Source organism: Streptomyces sp. NBC_00016, assembly GCF_045040885.1.
In the GTDB taxonomy this organism is placed as follows: Bacteria; Actinomycetota; Actinomycetes; order Streptomycetales; family Streptomycetaceae; genus Streptomyces; species Streptomyces coriariae.
In genome coordinates this window covers 6,491,032-6,516,398 of the sequence record NZ_CP108304.1, presented here as the reverse complement: position 1 = coordinate 6,516,398, position 25,367 = coordinate 6,491,032, and the positions used below count along the sequence as shown (strand labels likewise).

Sequence of the window (25,367 nt, the reverse complement as noted above, 5' to 3'; positions counted from 1 at the left end):
GCCGGTACGGGGGCCTGGGGGCGCAGCCCCCAGGGACGGGAAAGGGAAGGGGCGGCGGGGGCGAGAAGGCCCCCGCACACCCACCGTCACCGCCCGTTGAACGCGTCCTTCAGCCGGGAGAACAGCCCCTGCTGCCCGGGCTGGAACTGCCCGGTGGGCCGCTCCTCACCACGCAGCTTGGCCAGCTCCCGCAGCACCCGCTCCTGCTCGGGGTCGAGCTTGCTCGGCGTCTGCACCTCGACATGCACGATGAGGTCACCACGCCCCCCGCCGCGCAGATGCGTGACACCGCGGCCGTGCAGCGGGATCGACTGGCCGGACTGGGTACCGGGCCGGATGTCGACCTCCTCCAGCCCGTCCAGCGTCTCCAGCGGCACCTTGGTGCCGAGCGCCGCCGCCGTCATCGGCAGGGTCACCGTGCAGTGCAGGTCGTCGCCGCGCCGCTGGAACTGCGCGTGCGGCAGCTCGTGGATCTCCACGTACAGGTCGCCGGCGGGGCCGCCGCCGGGGCCGACCTCGCCCTCGCCCGCGAGCTGGATCCGGGTGCCGTTGTCGACACCGGCCGGGATCTTCACCGTCAGGGTGCGGCGCGAGCGCACGCGCCCGTCGCCCGCGCACTCCGGGCACGGGGTCGGCACGACGGTGCCGAAGCCCTGGCACTGCGGGCACGGCCGCGAGGTCATGACCTGCCCGAGGAAGGACCGCGTCACCTGCGACACCTCGCCGCGGCCGCGGCACATGTCACACGTCTGCGCGCTGGTGCCGGGGGCCGCGCCCTCGCCACTGCACGTCGTGCAGACGATCGCCGTGTCGACCTGGAGGTCCTTGGTCGTGCCGAAGGCCGCCTCCTCGAGGTCGATCTCCAGCCGGATCATCGCGTCCTGGCCGCGCCGGGTGCGCGAGCGCGGACCGCGCTGCGACGCCGTACCGAAGAACGCGTCCATGATGTCCGAGAAGTTCCCGAAGCCGCCCGCGCCGAAGCCGCCCGCGCCTCCGCCGCCCGACTGCGACAGCGGGTCGCCGCCGAGGTCGTAGACCTGCTTCTTCTGCGGGTCCGACAACACCTCGTAGGCGGCGTTGATCTCCTTGAACCGCTCCTGGGTCTTCGGGTCCGGGTTGACGTCCGGGTGCAGCTCGCGCGCGAGCCGCCGGAAGGCCTTCTTGATCTCTTCCTGCGACGCATCGCGGCGCACGCCGAGAACGGCGTAGTAGTCCGTGGCCACCTACGACTCCGCCAGGATCTGTCCGACGTACCGTGCCACCGCTCGTACCGCTCCCATCGTTCCCGGGTAATCCATGCGGGTCGGTCCGACCACGCCCAGCTTGGCGACTGCCTCGCCGCCCGAACCGTAGCCGACCGACACCACCGAAGTGGAGTTGAGTCCCTCATAGGCGTTCTCGTGACCGATGCGTACGGTCATGCCCGAATCCCCCGCCTCGCCAAGGAGCTTGAGGAGCACGACCTGCTCCTCCAGTGCCTCCAGGACGGGTCGGATGGTGAGGGGAAAGTCATGTCCGAAGCGGGTGAGATTGGCGGTTCCGCCGATCATCAGCCGCTCCTCGTTCTCCTCGACGAGCGTCTCCAGCAGGGTGGAGAGCACCGTTGTGACCGTGCCGCGGTCCTCGGTCTCGAACGCGTCCGGCAGATCCTCCACCAGATGCGGCACGTCCGCGAACCGCCGGCCCGCGACCCGGCTGTTGAGCCGCGCGCGTAGATCTGCCAGCGAGGCCTCCCCGAAGGGCGCCGGGCAGTCCACCATCCGCTGCTCGACCCGCCCGGTGTCCGTGATCAGCACGAGCATCAGGCGTGCGGGCGCGAGCGAGAGAAGCTCCACGTGCCGCACGGTCGAGCGGGTCAGCGACGGGTACTGCACCACGGCGACCTGCCGGGTGAGCTGCGCGAGCAGCCGTACGGTCCGGGCCACCACGTCGTCGAGGTCGACGGCGCCGTCGAGGAAGTTCTGGATGGCCCGCCGCTCGGGACCGGTCATCGGCTTGACGCCGGCCAGCTTGTCGACGAACAGCCGGTAGCCCTTGTCCGTGGGGATCCGCCCGGCACTGGTGTGCGGCTGGGCGATGTACCCCTCGTCCTCCAGGGCGGCCATGTCGTTGCGGACCGTCGCCGGGGACACGCCGAGGCTGTGCCGCTCGGTGAGCGCCTTCGACCCCACGGGTTCCTCGGTGCCGACGTAGTCCTGGACGATGGCGCGCAGCACCTGGAGCCTGCGTTCACTCAGCATCGCGCGCACACCTCCAGCAGTCGTCCCCAGTCCCCTGGGAGCCCCGTCTGGCACTCTTCACATCCGAGTGCCAGCGTTCCCCGGCCCAGTGTACGGCTGTGGGGTACACCCGGGGCAAGGTCGGCCCCCGGCGCAGCGTCGTAGGGCTAGCGTCGCGGTATGACGGTGACTTGGGAAGAGTTGGGGTGGGAGCGGGTAGCGGCCGGGGTGGGACGGGTACGGCTGCCGGGCTGGGACTGCACGGCGGGGCTGGTCGTCGGGGCGGGCGCGGTACTGATGATCGACGCGGGGTCGAGCCTGGCCGAGGGGGCGCGGCTGCGGACGTGGGCCGAAAAACTCACCGGCTCCCGTGTGACCCATCTCGCCCTCACCCACCCCCACTTCGACCATGTGTTCGGGGCTGCGGCGTTCGCGGGCGCGGAGGTCTTCGGGGCGGTGGGGGTCGACACCGTGCCGGCCGAGGAGCTGCGGGCGGACGCGGTGCGCAACGGTCTCGACGAGACGGCGGCGACGGAGGCCGCGGACACGCTCGTCCGGCCCCGGCATCTCGTCTGCGGCGAGTGGACCCTCGATCTGGGCGGCGGCCGGCAGGTCCTGCTGGCGAACGTCGGCCCCGGTCACACCGCCCATGACCTGGCGGTCCTGGTCCCCGGCAGCCCCGAGACGGTGTTCTGCGGCGACCTGGTCGAGGAGTCCGGCGCGCCCCAGGCCGGCCCCGACGCCGTACCGTCCCACTGGCCCGCCGCCCTCGACCGCCTCCTCGAACTCGGCGGCGAGGACGCGCTGTACGTGCCCGGTCACGGGGCGGTGGTGGACGCGGCGTTCGTACGGGCGCAACGCGACGCGCTGGCGGCCCGTTTCGGCGTGTCGCGCTGATCGTGTGTCCCTCGGCCCGGCGCTTCTCCTATCGTCATGCGAATGCGCCAGTACTCCGCCGACCTGACCCCTCCCTGGAAGCGGCCGAAACCGGTCCCCGAGGTCCCGGCGGAGGCCGGGCTGGTGGTGGAGGAGCCCGGCACCGGGTTCTGCGGGGCGGTGATCCGCTGCGAGGCGGGCACGGTGACCCTGGAGGACCGCTTCGGCAAGCACCGGGTGTTCCCGCTGGAGCCGCGCGGCTTCCTGCTAGAGGGCAGGGTCGTGACCCTCGTACGGCCTGCGTCCGGCGGTCCCGTACGTCCCACCCGTACCGCCTCCGGTTCGGTCGCCGTCCCCGGGGCGCGCGCGCGTGTGGCCCGCGCCGGCCGCATCTACGTCGAGGGCCGGCACGACGCCGAGCTGGTCGAGAAGGTGTGGGGCGACGATCTGCGCGTCGAGGGCGTGGTCGTGGAGTACCTGGAGGGCGTGGACGACCTGCCGGCGATCGTCGCCGAGTTCGCGCCGGGACCCGACGCGAAGCTGGGCGTCCTGGTGGACCACCTCGTCCCCGGCACGAAGGAGTGGCGCATCGCGCGGTCGGTCACGAGCGAACACGCCCTGGTCGTCGGCCACCCGTACATCGACATCTGGGAGGCCGTGAAGCCCTCGGCCGTCGGCATCGAGGCCTGGCCCCGGGTCCCGCACGGCCAGGACTGGAAGACGGGCGTGTGCCGGGCCCTGGGCTGGCCGGAGAACACCGGGGCGGTCTGGCAGGCCGTCCTGAAGCGGGTGGACACCTACAAGGACCTCGAACCGGAACTGCTGGGCCGCGTCGAGGAACTGATCGACTTCGTGACCGTGTCCTGAGCCGCGGATCCCCGGGTCCGGGCTCGGGCGGTCAGTCCACCAGGTCCCGCACCACCGCGTCGGCCAGCAGCCGCCCGCGCAGGGTGAGCACGGCACGCCCCTCGTCGTAGGGGCCGCTGTCGAGCAGCCCGTCCGCCAGGGCCCGTCGTGACGCCGCGAGCCCCTCCGGCCGCAGCAGGTCCAGCGGTACGCCCTCCCGCAGCCGCAGCTCCAGCAGGATCCGCTCCACCCGGCGGTCCTCGGCCGGCAGCAGCTCCCGTCCGGCCCCCGGCGACCGTCCGGCCGCCAGCGCCGCCGCGTACGCCCCGGGGTGCTTCACGTTCCACCAGCGGACGCCGCCCACGTGCGAGTGCGCTCCCGGGCCCGCTCCCCACCAGTCGGCGCCGCGCCAGTACAGCTCGTTGTGCAGGCAGCGGGCCGCCTCGGAGGTCGCCCAGTTGGACACCTCGTACCACTCGTAGCCCGCCGCGGCGAGCGTCTCCTCGGCGATCAGGTACCGGTCGGCGTGGACGTCGTCGTCGGTCATCGGGACCTCGCCCCGGCGGATCCGGCGGGCGAGCTGGGTGCCCTCCTCGACGATCAGGGCGTACGCCGAGACATGGTCGGGGCCGGCTCCCAGAGCGGCGTCCAGCGAGGCCCGCCAGTCGTCGTCCGACTCGCCCGGGGTGCCGTAGATCAGGTCCAGGTTGACGTGGTCGAAGCCCGCCGCCCGGGCCTCCGCCACACAAGCCTCGGGCCTGCCGGGGGTGTGCGTGCGGTCGAGCACCTTCAGCACGTGCTGCCTGGCGCTCTGCATGCCGAAGGAGATCCGGTTGAAGCCGCCCTCGCGAAGGGTGGCCAGATAGGCGGGGTCGACGGACTCCGGGTTCGCCTCGGTCGTCACCTCCGCGTCCGCCGCCAGCCCGAACTCGTCACGGATCGCGCCCAGCATCCGCACCAGGTCGGAGGCGGCCAGCAGGGTCGGCGTACCGCCGCCGACGAAGACCGTGCGGACCTCGCGCGGGTCGTCGCCGAGCACCTTGCGGGCCAGCCGGACCTCGTCGATCAGGGTGTCGGCGTAGTTGTCGCGGGAGGCGAGCACTCCGCCGGTGCCGCGCAGCTCGGTGGCGGTGTAGGTGTTGAAGTCGCAGTAGCCGCAGCGGGTCGCGCAGTACGGGACGTGCAGATAGAACCCGAGGGGGCGGTCGGCGGCGCCGGCGAGCGCGTGCGCGGGGAGCGCGCCGTCGTCGGGAACCGGCTCACCGTCGGGAAGTGCGGAAGGCATGCAACCCATTGTCCCGTACGTCCACCCCACCCCGGGATGCCCGCCGACCCGGACCACCCTCACCGGCCCCGCACACCGGCCGCCGGGCCGATGCCGGACACCGGGCCTGGCGCCGGACGCGTGCCGGATACCGGGCCGGGCGCCGGACGCGTGCCGGATACCGGGCCGGGCGCCGGACGCGTGCCGGATACCGGGCCGGGCGCCGGTGGGCGGTCAGCCCAGCAGCTCCGCGCCCAGCGGCCGTCCCGCTCGTGCGCCCGGCAGGACGTACGCCACCGCCGAGCCCCGGGCCTCGGTGAATCCGCTCAGCTCGTCCTGGGCCGCCATCCGGCGCTGCACCCGTGCGAACAGTGCGGGATCCCGCATGAACGCGAGGAACAGCAGGCCCTGGTCGGTGGGGCCGTCGGCGTAGGAGTAGCCGCGACGCAGCATTCGCGCCCCCGAGTCGAGGCGGGGGCTGACGGCCCGGACGTGGGAGCGCGGCGGGGCGGCCGCATCGGGGCCACCGGCCGACGGAACGCCGCCCGGCGGGCCGCCGGTCGAGCGGCTGCGGCCGATGATCTCCTCCTGACGGTGCACGGCGAGCCGCGCGAAGTCCTCCAGACGCAGGTGGACTCGTCGTACGACGAGACAGGTGGCGTTGCCCGACCACACCCAGCGTTCGCACTCCTCGGGGGTCGGGTTGGCGGGCCCGTCCTTGAAGCCGAGCAGATTGCGCGGGGTGGTGCCGCCGTCGGGTGACGGGGGCAGGAAGCCGTCCTGCCGCCAGCGCGGGTACAGGGTCTCCCCGGCCAGCCGGGTCAGGGTCGCGGCGATCGCCTCGGTGGCGTCCGCGGTGTCGGCGCAGAGCTGCACCAACACGTCGCCGCCGCAGCGGTCGGGGTCGAGCCGGTCACCGGTGAAGGCGGGCAGCTCACGCAGGGCGGCCGGGGCCCGCAGGCCGAGGCGCGCGGGGAGAGCGGGGCCGATGCCGAGGGTCGCGGTGAGGCGGGCGGCGCGCGAGCCGTCCGACTCCAGCGTCTCGGCGAGGGCGTGCGTCCACGCGCCGAGCACTGCCTTCAGCGCACGCACGCCCGCCGCGCCGCGCAGGGCGGGGTCGAGGTCGTACGCCACGAGCAGCGCGGTGGCCTGCCGCGGGGTCGTCACCCCGGCCTGGCGCAGGCCGTGGAAGCCGGGCCCGCGGGCGTCCTCGGGCGGATCGGCGTCACGCGTACAGGCGGTCACGGTCAGCCCGAGTCCCGCTCCGGCGATCAGGACGCGTCGACGGGTGGGCGTTTCAGATACGGCATTCGTCGCCTTCGGCACGAACCGGACGATACATCCGCAAGACCGACCACCCGGTCTCCCCCGCCCCACCCGACACCCCCAGCCCTCTCCCGGCCGCCCACCCGCGATCACCCGGCCCCGCCACCGCCGTACCCGACCTCTCCGCCACCGTCCCGCCGGCCCCGCCACCAACGCCGCCGCGCCCCGCTCCGGCCCGCCACCACCACCGCGTCCGGCCTCGCCACCGCCGTGCCCGACCTCGCCACCACAGCCGTGCCGGGCCTCGCCCGCCCCCGTCACCATCGCCGCCACGCCTTGACCCTGCCACCATCGCCGCCCGTCCCGGCCCCGGCCCCACCACCGTCCTGCCCGCCACACCTGGCCCCGCACCACCACCGCCCCGGCCCCGCACCACCACCGCGCCCGCGCCCGGCTCCGCCCCCGGCGGACAGGCACGAGCGGTGGCTACTCCGCCTGAAGTACCAGCAGCGCCAGGTCGTCCTCCGGCGGCTGGTCGCCGAACTCGTGCACCAGCCGCCGGATCCGCTCCGCGATCAGCTCCGCGTCGAGTCCGACGCACCCCGCCAGCGCCGCGGCGAGACCGTCCTCGTCGTCGAACTGCCGCAGACCCGACCGCCGTTCCGTGACGCCGTCGGTGACGCACAGCAGGCTGTCGCCGGGCCGCAGCTCCAGACTGTCGCTGGTGTACGTGACGTCCTCGATGACTCCGAGCAGGGTCTGCGGCCGCCCGCCCGTGGCGACCGAGCCGTCCGGGCCGAGCAGCAGCGGCAGCGGGTGCCCGGCGGACGCGAGGGTGCAGCGGACCCCTCCCTCGAAGGGTGCCAGCTCGCCGTAGAGGAGCGAAAGGAAGCGGGTCTGCGGGCCGTCGCCCGGCCCGGCGGGGCCGACGAAGGCGCGGGCGGCGGCGTCGGCGGCCTCGGTCGCGTCGTCGAGGAGGAGCTGGTTGAGCCGGTCCAGGACATCGGCCACGCCATAGCCCTCGCGGGCCAGCAGCCGCAGCCAGGGCCGGGCCAGGCCGATGACCACGGCCGCCTCGGGCCCCTTGCCCTGTACATCGCCCACCGCGAAGCACCAGCGGCCGTCGCCCGCCGGGAACAGGTCGTAGAAGTCGCCGCTCGGGCCGCCCTGCTCGCGCGGCTCGTAGACGAGGGCGCTGCGCACCCCGGGGATCTCGGCGACCGCGCCGGGCAGCAGCCCCCGTTGCAGGACGGCGCTGATGGTGACCTGGCGGGCGTACTGGCGGGCCGCGCCGATGGCCAGCGCCACCCGGCGGCCGAGATCCTCGACCAGCCCGGTGACCTCGTCGGCGAAGGCCGGCAGCCCGGCCTGCCCGATGACCAGGGTGCCGAGCGGCCGGCCGCCGGCGATCAGCCGGTAGGCGAGGGCCGTGCCGTGCGGGCCGAGCGCCGCGCCGGGCCATGGAAAGGACTCCGGTCCGGAGCGGGGGCCGCCGTCGGGCGGACACGGCGGATCCTTCTCCAGGGCCCGGCGCAGCTCCTCGACGCGGCTCTCGCAGCCGTGCCAGACCCGGGCCAGCCGTGGCCCCGGCCCGCCGGCCCACTCACCACGCCCGCTCACCTCGTCCTCGAGCCACACCGCGCACCAGTCGGCGAGCCGCGGCACGAGCAGCTGGCCGGTCAGCGCGGCCACCAGATCCTCGTCGAGCTGCCCGGCGAGCAGATCGGACGCCTCGGCGAGAAAGGAGAGGGCACCGCGGTTGAGCCAGTCCCGGTCCCGCGACCCGACCTGCTGCGGGACCGGGGCCAGCGCTTCGAGGAGACCCGGGCCGGAGTCGAGCGGGCGGTCCGGGTGGGCGGTGAGGCCGGCGTGACCGAAGCAACCCAGGTGTCCCGCGTGGCCGGGGACGTCGTGCTCAGGGCCGGGACACGGCTGGTCGGCACGGCCGGGCCGGTCGGCGTCGTCGGACTCGGCGGCCGTCGGCAGCAGCCGGGCCCAGACCGTCTTCGTCCCCCTGCGGTACGTCACCCCCCAGGCATCGGCGAGCGCGGCGACCAGGCGCAGGCCGCGGCCGTACTCCGGCGTCCCGTACGACGGTTCGGCGGTGCCGTCGCGCGGGGCGCGGGAGGGGTGATGGTCGGAGACCTCGACGACGACCGCGCGGCAGCCACCGGGGTGCCCGGGGTGTTCGGGATCCTCCTCCAGTCGGCACGCCAGCTCGACGTCGGTGCCGGCATGCACGACGGCGTTCGTGACCAGCTCGCTGACGACGAGTGTGGTGTCCTCGGCCAGGCGCTCTCCGGGTTCCCCGGCCTCCCCCGCCTCCCCGGGCTGCCCGGTGCGCCCGGTGCGCCCGGTGCGCGTCTGCCCGGTGTGCCCGGTCTCCCCCGCCCCCTTCGCGCCGAGCAGGCCGAGACCGGCCCACTCCGCCAGCGCGGCGCGCACCAGCTCGCGGGCGGCACCGGGCGCGAGGGGACCGCCGTTCAGGGTTGCGCGGATGTGCGGGAGCGCGACCGAGTGCGTACTCGGGTGCGCGGGCGCGCCCTGGGCACGGGACGCGGTCTCCCGTTGCGTCGGAATGGCCCCCATGCGCAGCTCCCCGGGCGGTCGGATGCCCACAGGGTGACAGACCGGTCCCGGCCATGAGCGCTGGGTTACCGAAGTGGGCCGTCCTGAGCGAGAACCGTGCTACGCAGCTGTCCGCATGTGCTCGATGAAGCACGCTTGAGGGGCGGAATCCGAGCATTCGGACTCCGCCCCGGCCGCGCGCCGACGCGCTGCGCTCCGCGCCGTCGCGCCCCCGCGCTCGCGTGCTACACCTCGCGCGATCCGGCGTACATCTCGTCGATGAGGTGCTTGTACTCCCGCTCCACGACGGGCCGCTTCAGCTTCAGGCTGGGCGTGATCTCGCCGTGCTCGACGTCCAGGTCCCGGGGCAGCAGCCGGAACTTCTTGATGGTCTGCCAGCGCTGGAGACCCTCGTTGAGCTGCTTGACGTAGCCGTCGATGAGCTCCACGGTGACGGGCGAGGCGACGACGTCCGCGTACGACTTTCCGGCCAGCCCGTTGTCCTTCGCCCAGTCGAGGAGCGACGGCTCGTCGAGGGCGATGAGCGCCGTGCAGAAGTTCCGGTCGGCGCCGTGCACGAGGATGTTGGAGACGTACGGGCACACCGCCTTGAACTGTCCCTCGACCTCGGCGGGCGCGATGTACTTGCCGCCGGACGTCTTGATGAGGTCCTTCTTGCGGTCGGTGATGCGCAGGTACCCGTCGGGCGACAGCTCGCCGATGTCGCCGGTGTGGAACCAGCCGTCGGCCTCCAGGACCTCGGCGGTCTTCTCCGGGAGCCCGTGGTAGCCCTCCATGATGCCGGGGCCGCGCAGCAGGATCTCGCCGTCGTCGGCGATCCGCACCTCCGTGCCGGGCAGCGGCTTGCCGACCGTGCCGGTGCGGTAGGCCTCACCGGGGTTGACGAAGGAGGCCGCGGAGGACTCCGTCAGGCCGTAGCCCTCGAGGATGTGGATGCCGGCGCCGGCGAAGAAGTAACCGATCTCCGGGGCGAGCGCCGCCGACCCGGAGACACACGCGCGCAGGTTGCCGCCGAAGGCCTCGCGGATCTTGGCGTAGACGAGCGCGTCGGCGACCTTGTGCTTGGCGTTGAGCCCGAAGGGGACGGCGGCGGTGCCGGTGCGCCGGAAGTTGTCCTGGGCGGCCTTGGCGTACTCGCGGGAGACCTCGGCGGCCCACTGGAAGATCTTGAACTTGGCCCCGCCGCCCGCACGGGCCTTGGCGGCGACCCCGTTGTAGACCTTCTCGAAGATGCGCGGCACGGCGGCCATGTACGTCGGCTGGACGATCGGCAGGTTCTCGATGATCTTGTCCACGCGACCGTCCACGGCGGTGACGTGCCCGACCTCGATCTGGCCGGAGGTGAGGACCTTGCCGAAGACGTGCGCGAGCGGCAGCCACAGGTACTGCACGTCGTCGGGGCCGACCAGACCGGTCGCGGCGATCGCCTTCGCCATGTACGACCAGTTGTCGTGCGGCAGGCGGACACCCTTGGGCCGGCCGGTGGTGCCGGAGGTGTAGATCAGGGTGGCGAGCTGGTCCTTCGTGATCGCGCCGACCCGCTCCTTGATCAGCTGGGCTTCCTTCTCCAGCCGGGCGGCGCCGCGCTTCTCCAGCTCGTCGAGGGTGAGGATCCAGTCGGCGGTCTCCACCCCGGCCGGGTCGATCACGACCACATGGGTGAGGGCGGGCAGCTCGGCGCGCTTCTCGACCGCCTTGGCGAGCTGGGCCGCGTCCTCGGCGATCAGCACCTTGGACTCGGAGTCCGCGAGGATGAACGCGGACTCGTCGGCGTTGGTCTGCGGGTAGACGGTGGTCGTGGCGGCCCCGGCGCACATGATGCCGAGGTCGGCGAGGATCCACTCGAGCCGGGTCGAGGCGGCGAGCGCGACGCGCTCCTCGGCCCGCACGCCCAGCTCGATCAGGCCGGCCGCGATCGCGTAGACGCGTTCGGCGGCCTGCGCCCAGTTCAGCGACTTCCAGTCGTCGGGGCCCTCGCCGGACGCGGCCGGTACCGGATACCGGTACGCCTCGGCGTCGGGCGTGGCCGCCACGCGCTCCAGGAAGAGGCCCGCGACGGACGGCGGACGGTTCTCGATCAGTGTCTGTGTGTCGCTCACGACATCCTCCGGGCCCGCGACGATGCGGCTGGCTCATTGCGCCGTCGTTCGACGCGGCGGTTGTTGACAGCGGCGGTTGTTGACGGCGGCTGTTGTTTAACTCACGAGTAACTACCGAGCAGGGATCAGAGTAGAGGGCGACTGGCCAGCACGTAAGGGGCTCCGGGCAGTCACTTTCTCCTGAATACAGCCACAGGGCCCGCCGCGCTGTCGCGCGACGGGCCCTGAAAACCTGCGTGAATCGTGGCTATTTCTTGCCCTTGCCCGATCCCGGGTTGTCGTCACTGCTCAGGACGGCGATGAAGGCCTCCTGCGGAACCTCCACGGAACCCACCATCTTCATCCGCTTCTTGCCTTCCTTCTGCTTCTCCAGCAGCTTCCGCTTACGGGAGATGTCACCGCCGTAGCACTTGGCGAGGACGTCCTTGCGGATGGCGCGGATGGTCTCGCGGGCGATGACCCGGGAGCCGATGGCCGCCTGGATGGGCACCTCGAAGGCCTGCCGCGGGATGAGCTCGCGCAGCTTGGCGACGAGCCGCACGCCGTACGCGTACGCCGCGTCCTTGTGCGTGACCGCCGAGAAGGCGTCCACCTTGTCGCCGTGCAGCAGGATGTCGACCTTGACCAGGCTGGAGGCCTGCTCGCCGGTGGGCTCGTAGTCCAGCGAGGCGTAGCCGCGCGTCTTGGACTTCAGCTGGTCGAAGAAGTCGAAGACGATCTCCGCGAGCGGGAGCGTGTAGCGGATCTCGACCCGGTCCTCGGAGAGGTAGTCCATGCCGAGCAGGGTGCCGCGCCGGGTCTGGCACAGCTCCATGATCGAGCCGATGAACTCGGAGGGCGCGAGGATCGTGGCGCGTACGACGGGCTCGTACACGTCGTCGATCTTCCCCTCGGGGAACTCGCTCGGGTTGGTGACGGTGTGCTCGGAACCGTCCTCCATGACGACGCGGTAGACCACGTTCGGCGCGGTGGCGATGAGGTCGAGCCCGAACTCGCGCTCCAGCCGCTCACGGATCACGTCGAGGTGCAGCAGGCCCAGGAAGCCGACGCGGAAACCGAAGCCGAGGGCGGCGGAGGTCTCCGGCTCGTACACCAGCGCGGCGTCGTTGAGCTGGAGCTTGTCGAGGGCGTCGCGCAGCTCGGGGTAGTCGGAGCCGTCCAGCGGATACAGACCCGAGAAGACCATCGGCTTCGGGTCCTTGTAACCGCCGAGCGCCTCGGTGGCCCCCTTGTGCAGGGTGGTGATCGTGTCACCGACCTTGGACTGGCGGACGTCCTTCACACCGGTGATCAGATAGCCGACCTCACCGACACCGAGGCCGTCGGCCGACTTCATCTCGGGGGCCGAGACGCCGATCTCCAGCAGCTCGTGCGTCGCGCCGGTGGACATCATGCGGATCCGCTCACGCTTGTTGAGCTGACCGTCGATGACACGCACGTACGTCACGACACCGCGGTAGGAGTCGTACACCGAGTCGAAGATCATGGCGCGCGCGGGGGCGTCCTGGACACCGACCGGTGCGGGCACCTCGGCCACCACGCGGTCCAGCAGCGCCTCGACGCCCAGGCCGGTCTTGGCGGAGACCTTGAGCACGTCCGAGGGGTCGCAGCCGATGAGGTTGGCGAGCTCCTCGGAGAACTTCTCGGGCTGGGCGGCCGGAAGGTCGATCTTGTTCAGTACGGGGATGATCTTGAGGTCGTTCTCCATCGCCAGGTAGAGGTTGGCGAGAGTCTGGGCCTCGATGCCCTGGGCGGCGTCGACCAGGAGGACGGTCCCCTCACAGGCGGCCAGCGACCGGGACACCTCGTACGTGAAGTCCACGTGCCCGGGGGTGTCGATCATGTTGAGGATGTGGGTCTTGCCCGGTTCCTCGGTCGGGGCCCAGGGCAGTCGGACCGCCTGGGACTTGATCGTGATGCCGCGCTCACGCTCGATGTCCATGCGGTCGAGGTACTGAGCACGCATCTGGCGCTGATCGACCACTCCGGTCAGCTGGAGCATGCGGTCGGCGAGCGTGGACTTGCCGTGGTCGATGTGCGCGATGATGCAGAAATTGCGGATCAGAGCCGGGTCGGTACGGCTCGGCTCGGGCACATTGTTAGGGGTCGCGGGCACGCAGGGTCCTGTCTCTTGAGGCGCCTTGTGCCTCGGGTCGGATCGATACGTAGGCTCCATGGTCCCACGCGTGGCGACCGGGGACCGGTTTGGGCCACTCGGGGAGCCACTGGTAGTCTGGGCAGCTGTGTCTCTTGCCCTCTCAGCACGAGGCACATCTCCTCGGAGAACTTCCCGGACAACACTTCTCGGGGAACTTCGAGGCATCTCGGAAACTCATCGGTACGGACCCGTACGGGCCCGTGCCTGAACCTGAAAAGGCTCATTCGTGGCGAACATCAAGTCCCAGATCAAGCGGATCAAGACCAACGAGAAGGCTCGGCTGCGCAACAAGGCCGTCAAGTCCTCCCTGAAGACCGCGATCCGCAAGGCCCGTGAGGCTGCTGCCGCGGGTGACGTCGAGAAGGCCACCGAGTACCAGCGCGCTGCCGCGCGTCAGCTCGACAAGGCCGTCTCGAAGGGCGTCATCCACAAGAACCAGGCCGCCAACAAGAAGTCGGCGCTTGCTTCCAAGGTCGAGACCCTCAAGGGCTGAATCCCTCAGATCTGATCGCCGGAAGGACCAGGGCGGGCCCTCTCTCATCCGCCCCCGACCGGCACCCTACGGATCGCGCACGGCCTGCGTTCGCCACGCGGGCGCGATCCAACAGCTTGAAGCATGAACCGAAGGCCCCCGCGGCTCGCCCTTCCCCAGGGCGGGCGCGGGGGCCTTCGGTCTGCCTGGGCGCCCCCGGGGGCAGGGACCGGGACCATCAGAGGTGACCGGAGTGACCGGGGTGACCGGAGCGACCGGGGTGACAGGGCCCGTCAGGACCAGAAGTCGTCGCTCGTGTCGATGTCCTCGACGCACTCGTCGAGATCACTGATCTTGTCACCGACGATCCGGAAGACGATGCCCCCGTTGTCGTCCATGTGCTTGCCGTTGCGGTCGGCGGTGATCCGGTGCAGGGAGACGGCGTGCCCTCGGCCGTCGACGAGTACGGTGCGCAGGTCGACGCGCAACGATCCGCCCGTCTCCGAGAACAGCCTGCCGTACATGTCCATGACCGCGTCGAGGCCCTTGAAGTCCCCGGAGAGCATGTGGGAACCGGGCACGTGGTGCGTACAGTCCCCCGTCATCATCCCGCGCAGGGTGTCCATGTCTCCGCGGGTGAAGGCGTCGTATCCCTTGCGGACAAGTGCCGCGTGCGGGTGTTCAGCCATGTCGATCGCCACCTTTCCCATGCGCCGGCGATGTGCGGCTGGTACCCCCGATTCTCCTCCCCGACAGGGGAACGGCTACTGGATCACCCCGGTGGCACCCGGGATGGACGGCTACCCGCGTCCCCCGGACCGCGCCGCCCGCGCGACCGCCACGACGGCCTTCTCGAGGGCGTACTCGGGGTCGTCACCGCCGCCCTTCACTCCCGCGTCCGCCTCGGCGACGGCCCGCAGCGCGTTCGCCACTCCGTCCGGCGTCCAGCCCTTCATCTGCTGGCGCACCCGGTCGATCTTCCAGGGCGGCATGCCCAGCTCCCGTGCGAGATCGGCCGGCCGGCCACCCCGCGCCGAGGACAACTTGCCGATGGCCCGCACTCCCTGCGCCAGCGCACTGGTGATCAGCACCGGCGCGACCCCGGTCGCCAGCGACCAGCGCAGCGCCTCCAGCGCCTCGGCGGCCCGCCCCTCCACCGCCCGGTCGGCGACGGTGAAGCTCGAGGCCTCGGCCCGCCCCGTGTAGTAACGCCCGACGACGGCCTCGTCGATGGTCCCCTCGACATCGGCCACCAGCTGGGACACGGCCGAGGCCAGCTCCCGCAGATCGCTGCCGATGGCGTCGACGAGCGACTGGCACGCCTCGGGCGTGGCCGACCGCCCGGTGGCCCGGAACTCCTGCCGTACGAAGGCCAGCCGGTCCGCCGGCTTGGTCATCTTCGGACAGGCCACCTCCCGCGCCCCCGCCTTGCGCGCGGCGTCCAGCAGCCCCTTGCCCTTGACCCCGCCGGCGTGCAGCAGCACCAGCGTGATCTCCTCGGCGGGCGACCCCAGATACGCCTTGACGTCCTTGACCGTGTCGGCGGACAGGTCATGCGCGTTGCGTACGACCACGACCTTGCGTTCCGCGAAGAGCGAGGGGCTGGTCAGCTCGGCGAGCGTGCCGGGCTGCACCTGGTCCGGGGTCAGGTCACGCACGTCCGTGTCGGCGTCGGCGGCCCTGGCGGCGGCCACCACCTCCTGCACGGCACGGTCGAGCAGGAGGTCCTCCTGGCCCACGGCAAGCGTCAGCGGGGCGAGAGGGTCGTCATTCGCAGTCTTCCTGGCCATCACCGAAAGCATCCCACGAGCCACTGACAACCCGACCCCCACCGACGAGCCGCCGACGGGTCACGGTCAAACCCGCCCCCCACCGACGAGCCGCCGACGGGTCACGGTCACGGCTCCTCCCGCCAGCCCTCCCACTCCCCCGCGAACTCGTCGAGCGCCGCCGCGTCGAGGCGTTCCTCCTCGTCCCGCAGCAGGACGAGCCACTGCGCGTCCTCCGCGTCGTCCTCCCCCGCCAACGCGTCCCGGACGACCCTCGGCTCCTCGCGCACCCCGAACCGGTCCCCGAGCGCCTGGGCCACCTCCTCCGCGGCATCGCGATCGGGCAGCACCAGCACATGTCTCACATCACTCACCGCACCATTTTCCGACACGCTCAGGAGACAGCCCCCAGGCGGTCCCACACAGTGCCCAGGCAGCGTCAGGCAGCGCCTGGGCAGCACTAGGACAGTGCCTCAACCAGTCACCCCGGAGAGCGCTCCAAGCGGTCACCCGACAGTCCTCCAACCGGTCGCCCCGGACAGTGCCCCAACCGGTCGCCCTGGACGGTCACACCAGCCTTCGGCCGAGAGATTCTCGGCCCTCAGTCCCGTGCCACCCGCAGCTCCCCGTCCGTGCCGGTGGCGACCGCCAGCGCCCCGTCGCGGTCCGTCCGCAGCACCGCCGCCCCTCCCGCGCGCAGCGCCGCGACCGTGCTGGGCGCGGGATGCCCGTACGGGTTGTCCGCGCCGCACGAGATCAACGCCAGCCGTGGCGCCACGGCGCGTATGAGGTCGGGGTCCTGGTAGGCCGAGCCGTGATGGGCCACCTTGAGCACGTCCACCCCACGCACCGACGGTGCCGCCGACGATCGCAACAACGCCTGCTGGGCCGGGGGTTCGAGGTCGCCGAGCAGCAGCATCCGCAGCCCGGCCGCCCGCACGAGCAATGTCACGCTCGCGTCGTTCGGCCCGTCCGGGCGCGGCGCCGGGTGCGGTGGCGGCCAGAGCACCTCCCAGTCGAGAGCACCGACCCGCCGCCGCTCCCCGGCCGCGGCCCGCACCACCGGCACATCCCTCGCCTCCGCCTCCCTCCGTACGAACTCCACCTGGTCCACGGGCTCCTCGAACCCCGTCGTCTCGATCGCCCCCACCTCCCGGCCCCGCAGCACCCCCGGCAGCCCGGCCACGTGATCCGCGTGGAAGTGGGTCAGCACGACGAGCGGCACCCGGGTGATCCCGAGCTTGCGCAGACACCGGTCGACCAGTGCCGGATCCGGCCCGGCGTCCACCACCACGCCGGCGCCCCCGCCCGCCGCCAGGACCGTCGCGTCACCCTGCCCCACGTCGCACATCGCGAGCCGCCAGCCCGGGGGTGGCCAGCCCGTGAGCACCCGGGTCAGCGGCGGCGGTTGAACCACCGCGAGCAGAAGCAGCACCCCGCAGACCGCGCACAGCCACGGGTGCCGCGACAGCCGCCGCCCGAGCAGCACCACCACGCCCGTGACCAGCGCGAGCAGGAACGCCCCGCCCCAGCTCCCCGGCCAGTCCACTCCTCCGCCGGGCAGCGCCGCCCCGGTCCGCGCCACACCCGCGATCCACCCGGCCGGCCAACTCGCGCACCACGCCAGCGCCTCGGCCAACGGCATCGCCACGGGAGCCGTCGCCAGCACCGCGAAGCCCAGTACCGTCGCCGGCGCGACCGCGAACTCCACCAGGAGATTGCAGGGCACCGCCACCAGACTCACCCGAGCCGACAACACCGCCACGACCGGCGCGCACAGCGCCTGCGCGGCTCCCGCGGCCGCCAACGCCTCAGCGAGCCGTGGGGGCACCCGGCGCCGTCGCAGCGCGGCACTCCAGCGCGGCGCCAGCGTCAACAGGGCCCCGGTGGCCAGGACGGACAGCAGGAACCCGTAACTCCGGGCCAGCCACGGGTCGTACAGCACCAACAGCAGCACCGCCGTCGCCAGCGCGGGGATCAGTGACCGACGGCGGCCGGTCGCCAGCGCGAGCAGCACGATCGCTCCACAGGCCGCGGCGCGCAGCACGCTCGGGTCGGGCCGGCACACCACCACGAAGCCCAGGGTGAGCGCGCCGCCGAGCAGCGCGGTCGCCCGGAGCGGGACGCCGAGGCGAGGTGCCAGACCGCGCCGCTCGACGTGCTGGGCCAGCCCGGGAGGGCCGAGGAGCAGCGCGAGGACGATCGTGAGGTTGCTCCCGGAAACGGCAAGGGTGTGGGCCAGATCAGTCGCCTTGAACGCCTCGTCCAGTTCGGGCGTGATCCGCGAGGTGTCCCCGACGACCAGCCCCGGCAGCAGTGCCCTCGCGTCCGCCGGAAGTCCGTCGGTGGCCGCCCGCAGCCCCGCCCGCAACCGCCCCGCCAACCGCTGCGCGCCCGAGGGCTCCCGCACGACCGACGGCACCGCCCGGCCCCGCACCCGCAGCACGGCCGCGAACCGGTCCCCACCGGCCAGCGCGGGCACCAGCCGCCCGGTCACCCGCACCCGTGTGGACGGCAACAGCCCCAGCCACGAAACCCCGGACCGCGCCCCGGCCCACATTCCGGACCGCATCCCGGATCCCCGCACACCGCCGGGCATCAGACGGCCCGGCGTCTCGCGGCTCCCGGGGTTCGCCCGTGGCCCACCCTCGGCCCGGCGCGAGCCGACGTCCACCACCACCAGCACCGGGGCCCGCGTCGCCACGGCCGCCCCGGTCGCTCCCTCGACGGTGCGCACCTCGGCGTTGATCAGGACGGAGTCCGGGGTCACGTGGTCCCCTCTGACCCGGGGCCGGGTGAGTCGTGGGTCGGAGGTGATCTCGACCTCGGCGGTGACGGTCGCGTACTCCCGCGCCAACTCCGGCACCGGCCCCCGGCGCAGATCGGCCCCGTGCAGCCCGGCCGACGCGGCAGCCGCGCCCACGCAGAGCATCGAAGCGGCGACGGTGACCCGGGGCCACATGCGCCTACCGGCAACAGGCCCTGCAACAGGCTCCGCAACAGGTCCGGCAACGGCCCCTGCAACGGAACCCGCACCACGCCCCGCCGCACGCCGGCTCACGATCAGAAGGGCACCGGCGGCCAGGAGGCAGACGGCCACGACGCCACCCACCACCCCCGAAGACGCGTCCAACGTCAGCGCCGCCGTCGCCCAGGCCGCCAGCGCGGGCGGTACGAGCCGTAGATCCACCGGCCCTTCCTGACGTGGATGGGCGTCGCCCAGCCGCTTCCCGGAGGCCGCGTGCACGGCGCGGCGGGCAGCGGAGCCAGGTCCATTCCGAACACCGACGGCCTCGGTGTCTTCGCGCCTCATGGCCGCACGAGATTCCGCAGGTCGGCGAAGCGTCGCTCGCCGATGCCGTTGACCTCGCGCAGTTCGTCCACCGATCGGAAACCGCCGTGCTGCGCCCGGTAGTCGATGATGTGCTGCGCCAGCACGGGGCCGACGCCCGGCAGCGTGTCGAACTGGTCCACGGTGGCCGTGTTGAGGGAGATGGGCGCCGGGGGCCCGGCTCGCGTGCCGGCACCGGTGGAACCCGCCGCCGACCCCGCTCCCGTCCCGGCGGCTCCGGTCTGCGGGGCGGGGGCACCGACGACGACCTGCTCCCCGTCCACGAGAAAACGCGCGCGGTTGAGACCGTCGGTGTCGGTGCCCGGTCGCACACCACCGGCCGCGCCCAGTGCGTCGACCACCCGTGAACCGGCCGGGAGTCGGTGGATGCCGGGCTTCCTCACCTTGCCGCTGACGTCCACCACGATCTCGGCCCCGACCGTGCTGCCGACGCCCGGCGGACCTGCGGAAGGGGCAGGCCCGGCAGCCGAGTTCAGCTCTCCCGCCTCGTAGGGCGCGGCGGCTCGCACCACCTCCGGTGCCCGCACCGGCTGAGCCCGGCCGGCCCAGAAGTGCTGCACGGCGAAGGCGGCGGCGACGACGAGCAGCACCGAGAGCGCGAGCACACTCCTGCGTTCCAGTCCGCAGCGCGCCAGCAGCCACACCGGCATCCGCTCTCGCAGACCAAGCCCCACCCGCTCCTGCCAGGGCCCGACGACACGAGGAGCACGCCCCTTACCCATCTCATCGCCGTCGCCGCCGACACGAGGAGCACGCCCCTTACGCATCTCATCGCCGCCGATACCGATGCCGCTGTCGATGCCGGTGTCGGTGTCGGTGTCGGTGTCGGCATCGACACCGGCGTGCTGTACGCCCTCGCCGTCGGCCACATCTACCTGCGGCGCACCCGACCCCTTCAGAACACCCGGGGCAACCGGCACCCCCGCCACCGACACTGCCCCACCCGCCGACTCCGACGCACCCGACGCTCCCGACGCACCCGACGCACCACCCAGGACAGCACCTTCACCATCCCCGCCGTCCCCACCCGGCGGCCCCATCCCCATCTCCCCTTGTTCCCGGGGCCGTTCGGCGAAGAGCACCTTCGCCCGGCGGCGGATCTCCTCCGCCGAGGCGTGCCGGGGTCCGGATCGACCGGCGCCAGGGGGACGGAGGCGGTGCGAACGGCCGTCGGAGCCGGGGCCCCGGCCGGGGCCGCTGGTCGCGTTCGGGCTGCGTGGACGTGATCGAAGTGCCATGCGACGAGGATCGGACACTTCGCCGCGCCGCGATGATCTTGCTCAATTTCCGGGGATGAACGCCCAGTTGTGGAAAACTCCACCACTCACACGAGTGAGCCGAGCCGTCAGCGCGGCGAGACCACGACGCCCAGCAGCCCCGGTCCGGTGTGCGCCCCGATCACCGCGCCGACCTCGCTCACATGCAGGTCGGCGAGTCCGGGCACGCGGGACCGCAGACGGTCGGCGAGCGCGGACGCCCGGTCGGGGGCGGCGAGATGGTGCACGGCGATGTCGACCGACCCGCTACCCGCCCGCTCCGCCCCGAGTTCCTCCAGGCGGGCGATCGCCTTCGACGCCGTCCGTACCTTCTCCAGGAGGTCGATGCGCCCCCCGCTCAGCTGGAGCAGCGGCTTCACCGCGAGCGCGGAGCCCAACAGGGCCTGGGCGGCGCCGATCCGGCCGCCGCGGCGCAGGTACTCGAGGGTGTCGACGTAGAAGTAGGCGGAGGTGCCGGCGGCCCGTTTCTCCGCCGCGGTGACCGCCTCGTCGACCGTGCCGCCCGCCTCGGCGACCTCGGCCGCCGCGAGCGCGCAGAAGCCGAGCGCCATCGCGACCATGCCGGTGTCCACCACCCGTACCGGTACCGGCGCCTCACGCGCCGCGACCACCGCCGCGTCGTAGGTGCCGGACAGTTCGGCGGAGAGGTGCAGTGAGACGATGCCGGTGGCACCGGACTCGGCGATCCTGCGATACGTCTCGGCGAAGAGCTGGGGGCTGGGACGCGAGGTGGTGACGGAGCGTCGCTTCTGCAAGGCCTGGGCGAGGGAACGGGTGGAGATCTCGTTGCCCTCTTCAAGAGCCTGGTCGCCGAGGACGACGGTCAGGGGCACCGAGGTGATGCCGTGACGCTCCATCGTCCGCTGCGGCAAGTAGGCCGTTGAATCCGTGACGATCGCGACATGGCGGGACATGACCTGGAGGTTACCTGGCGTAGCCCCCGTGCGGCAGCCCGGCCCCTCGCAGCTGGACCGCCCTTGACCGAATCCAGTACCACGCCTGACGGCACCTGATCCAGGACCCCGCCACCTGACGAACCGGGCCCCGGAGGGCGGGAATCCGGCCCCGGCCTCAGGTGGTGCTCTCGGGACGCGGCTTCTTCTGCCACGGGTAGGCGGGGCGCGGTCCCGGTGGGGTGATGGCGGGCCGGGTCGGCTCCTGCGGCGTGCGTGCGCCGGGTGTCTCCGGCCACGTCTGTCCTTGCGCCGCACTGTCGGCCGCCGGTGCCTCGGGCCACGGGGGCGGCGGCGTCTGCGGGGAGGAGTCCGACGTGGTCCAGTGGCGAAGAGCACCGGCCTCGACGTCGATCTGGGCGCTCAGGGAGTCGAGGTCGTCGTCCGCGAAACGGCGGGCCCGGTCGCGGGCCGCCCAGCGCAGCGAGTCCGCCGATCCCACGACGCGCTCGGTGCGCTCGCGCAGTGAGGGCAGCCGCGCGGCGAGCGTCGCCCGGTCCGGTTCCGATTCCAGGCGCTTGAGCTCGGTGTCCAGTTCGTGTCCGTGCGCGCTGAGCCTGTGGAACAGGGCGAGGGACTCCTTGAGGGACTCGTCCTCGGTGACGCCCGCGTGCAGCGCGTCCTGGGTGGCCCGCATCGAGGTGCGCAGCTTGAGCCTCAGCTGGGCGATCTCGCCGGCCGGTCCGAACTGGGCGAAGGACTTGGCCCGCAGAGTGTGGTCCTCGACCGTGCGCCTGGCCTGGTCGATGGTGCGGTCGACGCCCCGCTTGGCGGCGCCGATCACCTTCACGGTGGCGTAGGCGCCGAGCACCACAAAGAGCACGAAGAGCAGGGCGACTACTGCGATCACTGCTTCCACGAGCTCCTCCTCCGGTCTGCCACGACACATCCGGCGCCGCACAGGGCACGCCGCACTTCAAACGGTAAACGAGACGGGCAGGCTCGGAGTTCCAGAAGAACCCCGAACCTGCCCGTAGGGGACTACCCGGAGCCGCACCCACCGGCCCGCGACACCCGGCCCGGCCGTGCGTACGGCCCGGTCACATGTCCAGCCCGGTCATACGCACAACCACAACCCGGTCATGATCGTCCGTACAGCCCGCTCATGTGTACCGCCCCGTCACGTTCAAGCTCACGCCTGCGCTCGCGCCTGCACTCACGCTCACGCTCACGCCGGAACGATGTTCACCAGCTTCGGCGCCCGCACGATGACCTTGCGGATGCCGGCCCCGCCCAGCGCCTTCACGACACCCTCGTCGGCCAGCGCCACCTTCTCCAGCTCCTCGTCGGAGATCGCCGGGGACACTTCCAGGCGCGCCTTGACCTTGCCCTTGATCTGCACGACGCAGGTCACGCTCTCGTCCACGACGTACTCCGGGTCGGCGACCGGCAGGTCCCGGTGGACGACCGAGTCGGTGTGGCCCAGCCGGCGCCACAGCTCCTCGGCGATGTGCGGGGCCAGCGGGGCGACCAGCAGCACCAGGGGCTCGGCGACGGAACGCGGCACCGCGCCGCCCGCCTTGGTCAGGTGGTTGTTCAGCTCGGTGATCTTGGCGATGGCGGTGTTGAAGCGCAGCCCCTCCAGGTCCTGGCGCACTCCGTCGATCGCCTTGTGCAGGGCCCGCAGGGTGTCCACGTCGATGTCGGCGTCCTCGACCTCGACGACGCTCAGCTCGCCGGTGGTCTCGTCGACGACGTTGCGCCACAGCCGCTGCAGCAGGCGGTACTGACCCACCACCGCGCGCGTGTCCCACGGCCGCGACACGTCCAGCGGGCCCATCGCCATCTCGTACAGGCGCAGGGTGTCGGCGCCGTACTCGACGCAGATCTCGTCGGGAGTGACCGCGTTCTTCAGGGACTTGCCCATCTTGCCCAGCAGGCGGCTGACCTTCTCGCCCTGGTAGAAGTACGCGCCGTCGCGCTCCTCCACCTCGGCGGCCGGCACCGGGAAGCCGCGGCTGTCGCGGTAGACGTAGGCCTGGATCATGCCCTGGTTGAACAGCTTGTGGAACGGCTCCACGGAGGAGACGTGTCCCAGGTCGAACAGGACCTTGGACCAGAAGCGCGCGTACAGCAGGTGCAGCACGGCATGCTCGGCGCCACCGACGTACAGGTCGACACCGCCGTGCGGCTGACCCTCGCGGGGGCCCATCCAGTACTGCTCGATCTCCGGGTCGACCAGCTTCTCGCTGTTGTGCGGGTCCAGGTAGCGCAGCTCGTACCAGCAGGAACCGGCCCAGTTGGGCATGGTGTTGGTCTCGCGGCGGTACCTGCGCGGACCGTTGCCGTCGCCCAGGTCCAGGGTGACGTTCACCCAGTCCTCGTTGCGTGACAGCGGCGTCTCCGGGGAGGTGTCCGCGTCGTCCGGGTCGAAGGTGCGGGGCGAGTAGTCCTCGACCTCGGGCAGCTCCAGGGGCAGCATCGACTCGGGCAGCGAGTGGGCGACGCCGTCCTCGTCGTAGACGATCGGGAAGGGCTCGCCCCAGTAGCGCTGGCGGCTGAACAGCCAGTCACGCAGGCGGAAGTTGACGGTGCCCTCGCCGATGCCCTTGCGGGCCAGCCACTCGGTGATGCGGGCCTTGGCGTCGACGACACTCAGGCCGTCCAGCGAGATCTCCTCGTTGGACGAGGCGATGATCTTCGCGTCGTACGAACCGAAGGCGTTCTCCCACGTCGACGTGTCGGTGCCCCGGCCGTCGGTCGGCTCGACGATGCAGTGGATCGGCAGCTCGAAGGCGCGCGCGAACTCGAAGTCGCGCTGGTCGCCCGCGGGGACGGCCATGATCGCGCCGGTGCCGTAGCCCATCAGCACGTAGTCGGCGATGAAGACGGGGACCTGCTCGCCGTTGACCGGGTTGGTGGCGTACACGCCGGTGAAGACGCCGGTCTTGTCCTTGGCCTCGGCCTGGCGCTCGACGTCGGACTTCGACGCGGCCTGTGCCCGGTACGCGGCGACGGCCTCGGCCGGGGTCGCGTGGCCGCCGGTCCAGACGTCGTGCGTGCCCTCGGGCCAGGCGTCCGGGGTGAACTTGTCGACCAGCGGGTGCTCTGGCGCCAGGACCATGTAGGTCGCGCCGAACAGGGTGTCCGGGCGCGTGGTGAAGACCGTGATGCGCTCGCCGTCCACGGGGAAGTCGACGCGGGCGCCCTCGGAGCGGCCGATCCAGTTGCGCTGCTGGAGCTTGATCGCCTCGGGCCAGTCCAGGGCGTCCAGGTCGTCCAGCAGGCGGTCCGCGTAGGCGGTGATGCGCATGTTCCACTGGCGCAGCTTGGCCTTGAAGACGGGGAAGTTGCCGCGCTCGGAACGGCCGTCGGCGGTGACCTCCTCGTTGGCCAGCACGGTGCCCAGACCGGGGCACCAGTTGACCGGGGCGTCGGAGGCGTAGGCCAGGCGGTACTCGCTCAGGACGTCGGCACGCTCGGTGGCGGTCAGCTCGTTCCACGCGCGCGTGTGGCCCGGTACGCCGCGCTCACCGGACTCGAACTGGGCGACCAGTTCGGCGATCGGGCGGGCCTTGTCCGCCTCGCTGTCGTACCAGGAGTTGAAGATCTGCAGGAAGATCCACTGGGTCCACTTGTAGTAGTCCGGGTCGATCGTGGCGAACGACCGGCGCTTGTCGTGGCCCAGGCCCAGCCGGCGCAGCTGGGACTTCATGTTGTTGATCGCCGCCTCGGTGGTGATCCGAGGGTGCTCGCCCGTCTGCACGGCGTGCTGCTCGGCGGGCAGGCCGAAGGCGTCGAAGCCCAGGGTGTGCAGGACGTTGTGGCCGGTCATGCGCTGGAAGCGTGCGAAGACGTCGGTCGCGATGTAGCCGAGGGGGTGGCCGACGTGCAGGCCCGCACCCGAGGGGTACGGGAACATGTCCATGATGAACTTCTTGGGTCGGGCCACCAGCTCGGGGTCACCGGCCAGGTCGCCCTTCGGGTTCGGCGCGGCGTACGTACCCTCGGCGTCCCAGAAGTCCTGCCAGCGTGCCTCGATCTCGGCGGCCATGGCAGCCGTGTAGCGGTGCGGCGCGGCCTCCGCCGGTGCAGCGGCGGCAGCGGGGTTCGTCTCGCTCATGGTCCTCAAAGCTCCATCGATCGTCTCTGCCAGCGGGTCGTCGTCCAGGAAACGAAAAATCCCCTCGCACAGGAGGGGACGCCGCGCCGATTCCGAACCGTCCGTTCACCGGCGGTCGGGACTGATCAGCGCGGCTCGCTAAGCAGAAGGCGTACAGCACGCAT

At 72.1% G+C, this 25,367-nt stretch carries 18 protein-coding genes; 3 read left to right on the top strand and 15 right to left on the bottom strand.

Annotation, left to right across the window (positions count from 1 at the left end; translation table 11 throughout):
- Positions 1-86: 86 nt before the first annotated feature.
- Together dnaJ and hrcA are read right to left on the bottom strand one after the other, a co-directional pair.
- On the bottom strand, positions 87-1,223 hold the full coding sequence (gene dnaJ, locus OG933_RS28855) for a molecular chaperone DnaJ (protein ID WP_020127760.1): 1,137 nt from the start codon (positions 1,221-1,223) through the stop codon (positions 87-89).
- Entirely contained in the window at positions 1,224-2,240 is a 1,017-nt protein-coding gene (hrcA, locus tag OG933_RS28850; protein ID WP_020127761.1) for a heat-inducible transcriptional repressor HrcA, read from the bottom strand. It abuts the gene before it with no gap.
- Positions 2,241-2,399: 159 nt separating this feature from the next.
- On the opposite strand from hrcA, the gene OG933_RS28845 reads away from it, so the two are divergent.
- The gene (locus tag OG933_RS28845) at positions 2,400-3,116 is read left to right on the top strand and encodes an MBL fold metallo-hydrolase (RefSeq protein ID WP_362524721.1); all 717 of its coding nucleotides are present in this window, start codon (positions 2,400-2,402) and stop codon (positions 3,114-3,116) included.
- 42 nt (positions 3,117-3,158) lie between these two features.
- Positions 3,159-3,962 (top strand): DUF3097 domain-containing protein, encoded by an 804-nt coding sequence (locus OG933_RS28840; protein ID WP_362524724.1) that lies wholly within the window; start codon positions 3,159-3,161, stop codon positions 3,960-3,962.
- A 31-nt stretch (positions 3,963-3,993) separates the two neighbouring features.
- Here the strand turns inward: OG933_RS28840 and hemW are convergent, their stop codons facing one another.
- The 5 genes from hemW to lepA form a co-directional block, all read right to left on the bottom strand.
- Positions 3,994-5,226, bottom strand: coding sequence for a radical SAM family heme chaperone HemW (gene hemW / locus OG933_RS28835; RefSeq protein ID WP_362264537.1), 1,233 nt, complete (start codon positions 5,224-5,226; stop codon positions 3,994-3,996).
- Between the two features lie 213 nt (positions 5,227-5,439).
- Positions 5,440-6,531, bottom strand: coding sequence for a Dyp-type peroxidase (locus OG933_RS28830; protein ID WP_405629547.1), 1,092 nt, complete (start codon positions 6,529-6,531; stop codon positions 5,440-5,442).
- Positions 6,532-6,957: 426 nt separating this feature from the next.
- Positions 6,958-9,060, bottom strand: coding sequence for a SpoIIE family protein phosphatase (locus OG933_RS28825; RefSeq protein ID WP_405629545.1), 2,103 nt, complete (start codon positions 9,058-9,060; stop codon positions 6,958-6,960).
- Between the two features lie 224 nt (positions 9,061-9,284).
- A complete protein-coding gene (locus tag OG933_RS28820; protein ID WP_405629543.1) occupies positions 9,285-11,159 on the bottom strand; it encodes an AMP-dependent synthetase/ligase in 1,875 nt (624 codons plus the stop codon).
- Between the two features lie 247 nt (positions 11,160-11,406).
- A complete protein-coding gene (gene lepA, locus OG933_RS28815) occupies positions 11,407-13,275 on the bottom strand; it encodes a translation elongation factor 4 (RefSeq protein ID WP_362524734.1) in 1,869 nt (622 codons plus the stop codon).
- 268 nt (positions 13,276-13,543) lie between these two features.
- On the opposite strand from lepA, the gene rpsT reads away from it, so the two are divergent.
- Entirely contained in the window at positions 13,544-13,810 is a 267-nt protein-coding gene (gene rpsT / locus OG933_RS28810) for a 30S ribosomal protein S20 (protein ID WP_020127768.1), read from the top strand.
- 272 nt (positions 13,811-14,082) lie between these two features.
- Here the strand turns inward: rpsT and OG933_RS28805 are convergent, their stop codons facing one another.
- The 8 genes from OG933_RS28805 to leuS all read right to left on the bottom strand — a co-directional run bounded on the left by OG933_RS28805 (position 14,083) and on the right by leuS (position 25,203).
- Complete coding sequence (locus OG933_RS28805; RefSeq protein ID WP_054244957.1) at positions 14,083-14,478, bottom strand: nuclear transport factor 2 family protein; 396 nt, start codon at positions 14,476-14,478, stop codon at positions 14,083-14,085.
- A 111-nt stretch (positions 14,479-14,589) separates the two neighbouring features.
- Entirely contained in the window at positions 14,590-15,579 is a 990-nt protein-coding gene (gene holA, locus OG933_RS28800) for a DNA polymerase III subunit delta (protein WP_362524739.1), read from the bottom strand.
- 107 nt (positions 15,580-15,686) lie between these two features.
- Positions 15,687-15,932, bottom strand: a complete 246-nt coding sequence (locus tag OG933_RS28795; RefSeq protein ID WP_057600029.1) for a hypothetical protein — start codon at positions 15,930-15,932, stop codon at positions 15,687-15,689.
- Positions 15,933-16,159: 227 nt separating this feature from the next.
- Positions 16,160-18,805 carry a ComEC/Rec2 family competence protein gene (locus OG933_RS28790; RefSeq protein ID WP_405633551.1) on the bottom strand — a complete coding sequence of 882 codons (2,646 nt, stop codon included), beginning with the start codon at positions 18,803-18,805 and terminating at the stop codon, positions 16,160-16,162.
- Positions 18,806-18,867: 62 nt separating this feature from the next.
- The gene (locus tag OG933_RS28785) at positions 18,868-19,779 is read right to left on the bottom strand and encodes a helix-hairpin-helix domain-containing protein (RefSeq protein WP_405629540.1); all 912 of its coding nucleotides are present in this window, start codon (positions 19,777-19,779) and stop codon (positions 18,868-18,870) included.
- A 476-nt stretch (positions 19,780-20,255) separates the two neighbouring features.
- A complete protein-coding gene (locus OG933_RS28780) occupies positions 20,256-21,101 on the bottom strand; it encodes a DegV family protein (protein ID WP_057600032.1) in 846 nt (281 codons plus the stop codon).
- 157 nt (positions 21,102-21,258) lie between these two features.
- The gene (locus tag OG933_RS28775; RefSeq protein WP_362264518.1) at positions 21,259-21,999 is read right to left on the bottom strand and encodes a hypothetical protein; all 741 of its coding nucleotides are present in this window, start codon (positions 21,997-21,999) and stop codon (positions 21,259-21,261) included.
- 309 nt (positions 22,000-22,308) lie between these two features.
- On the bottom strand, positions 22,309-25,203 hold the full coding sequence (gene leuS, locus OG933_RS28770) for a leucine--tRNA ligase (protein ID WP_405629538.1): 2,895 nt from the start codon (positions 25,201-25,203) through the stop codon (positions 22,309-22,311).
- Between the last annotated feature and the right edge of the window lie 164 nt (positions 25,204-25,367).

Excerpts from the sequence above, each read along its gene's own strand:
- leuS (WP_405629538.1), bottom strand. The coding sequence starts at position 25,203 with ATGAGCGAGACGAACCCCGCTGCCGCCGCTGCACCGGCGGAGGCCGCG.
- holA (WP_362524739.1), bottom strand. The coding sequence starts at position 15,579 with ATGGCCAGGAAGACTGCGAATGACGACCCTCTCGCCCCGCTGACGCTT.
- OG933_RS28825 (WP_405629545.1), bottom strand. The coding sequence starts at position 9,060 with ATGGGGGCCATTCCGACGCAACGGGAGACCGCGTCCCGTGCCCAGGGC.
- hemW (WP_362264537.1), bottom strand. The coding sequence starts at position 5,226 with ATGCCTTCCGCACTTCCCGACGGTGAGCCGGTTCCCGACGACGGCGCG.
- OG933_RS28840 (WP_362524724.1), top strand. The coding sequence starts at position 3,159 with ATGCGCCAGTACTCCGCCGACCTGACCCCTCCCTGGAAGCGGCCGAAA.
- hrcA (WP_020127761.1), bottom strand. The coding sequence starts at position 2,240 with ATGCTGAGTGAACGCAGGCTCCAGGTGCTGCGCGCCATCGTCCAGGAC.
- OG933_RS28845 (WP_362524721.1), top strand. The coding sequence starts at position 2,400 with ATGACGGTGACTTGGGAAGAGTTGGGGTGGGAGCGGGTAGCGGCCGGG.
- OG933_RS28805 (WP_054244957.1), bottom strand. The coding sequence starts at position 14,478 with ATGGCTGAACACCCGCACGCGGCACTTGTCCGCAAGGGATACGACGCC.
- OG933_RS28780 (WP_057600032.1), bottom strand. The coding sequence starts at position 21,101 with ATGTCCCGCCATGTCGCGATCGTCACGGATTCAACGGCCTACTTGCCG.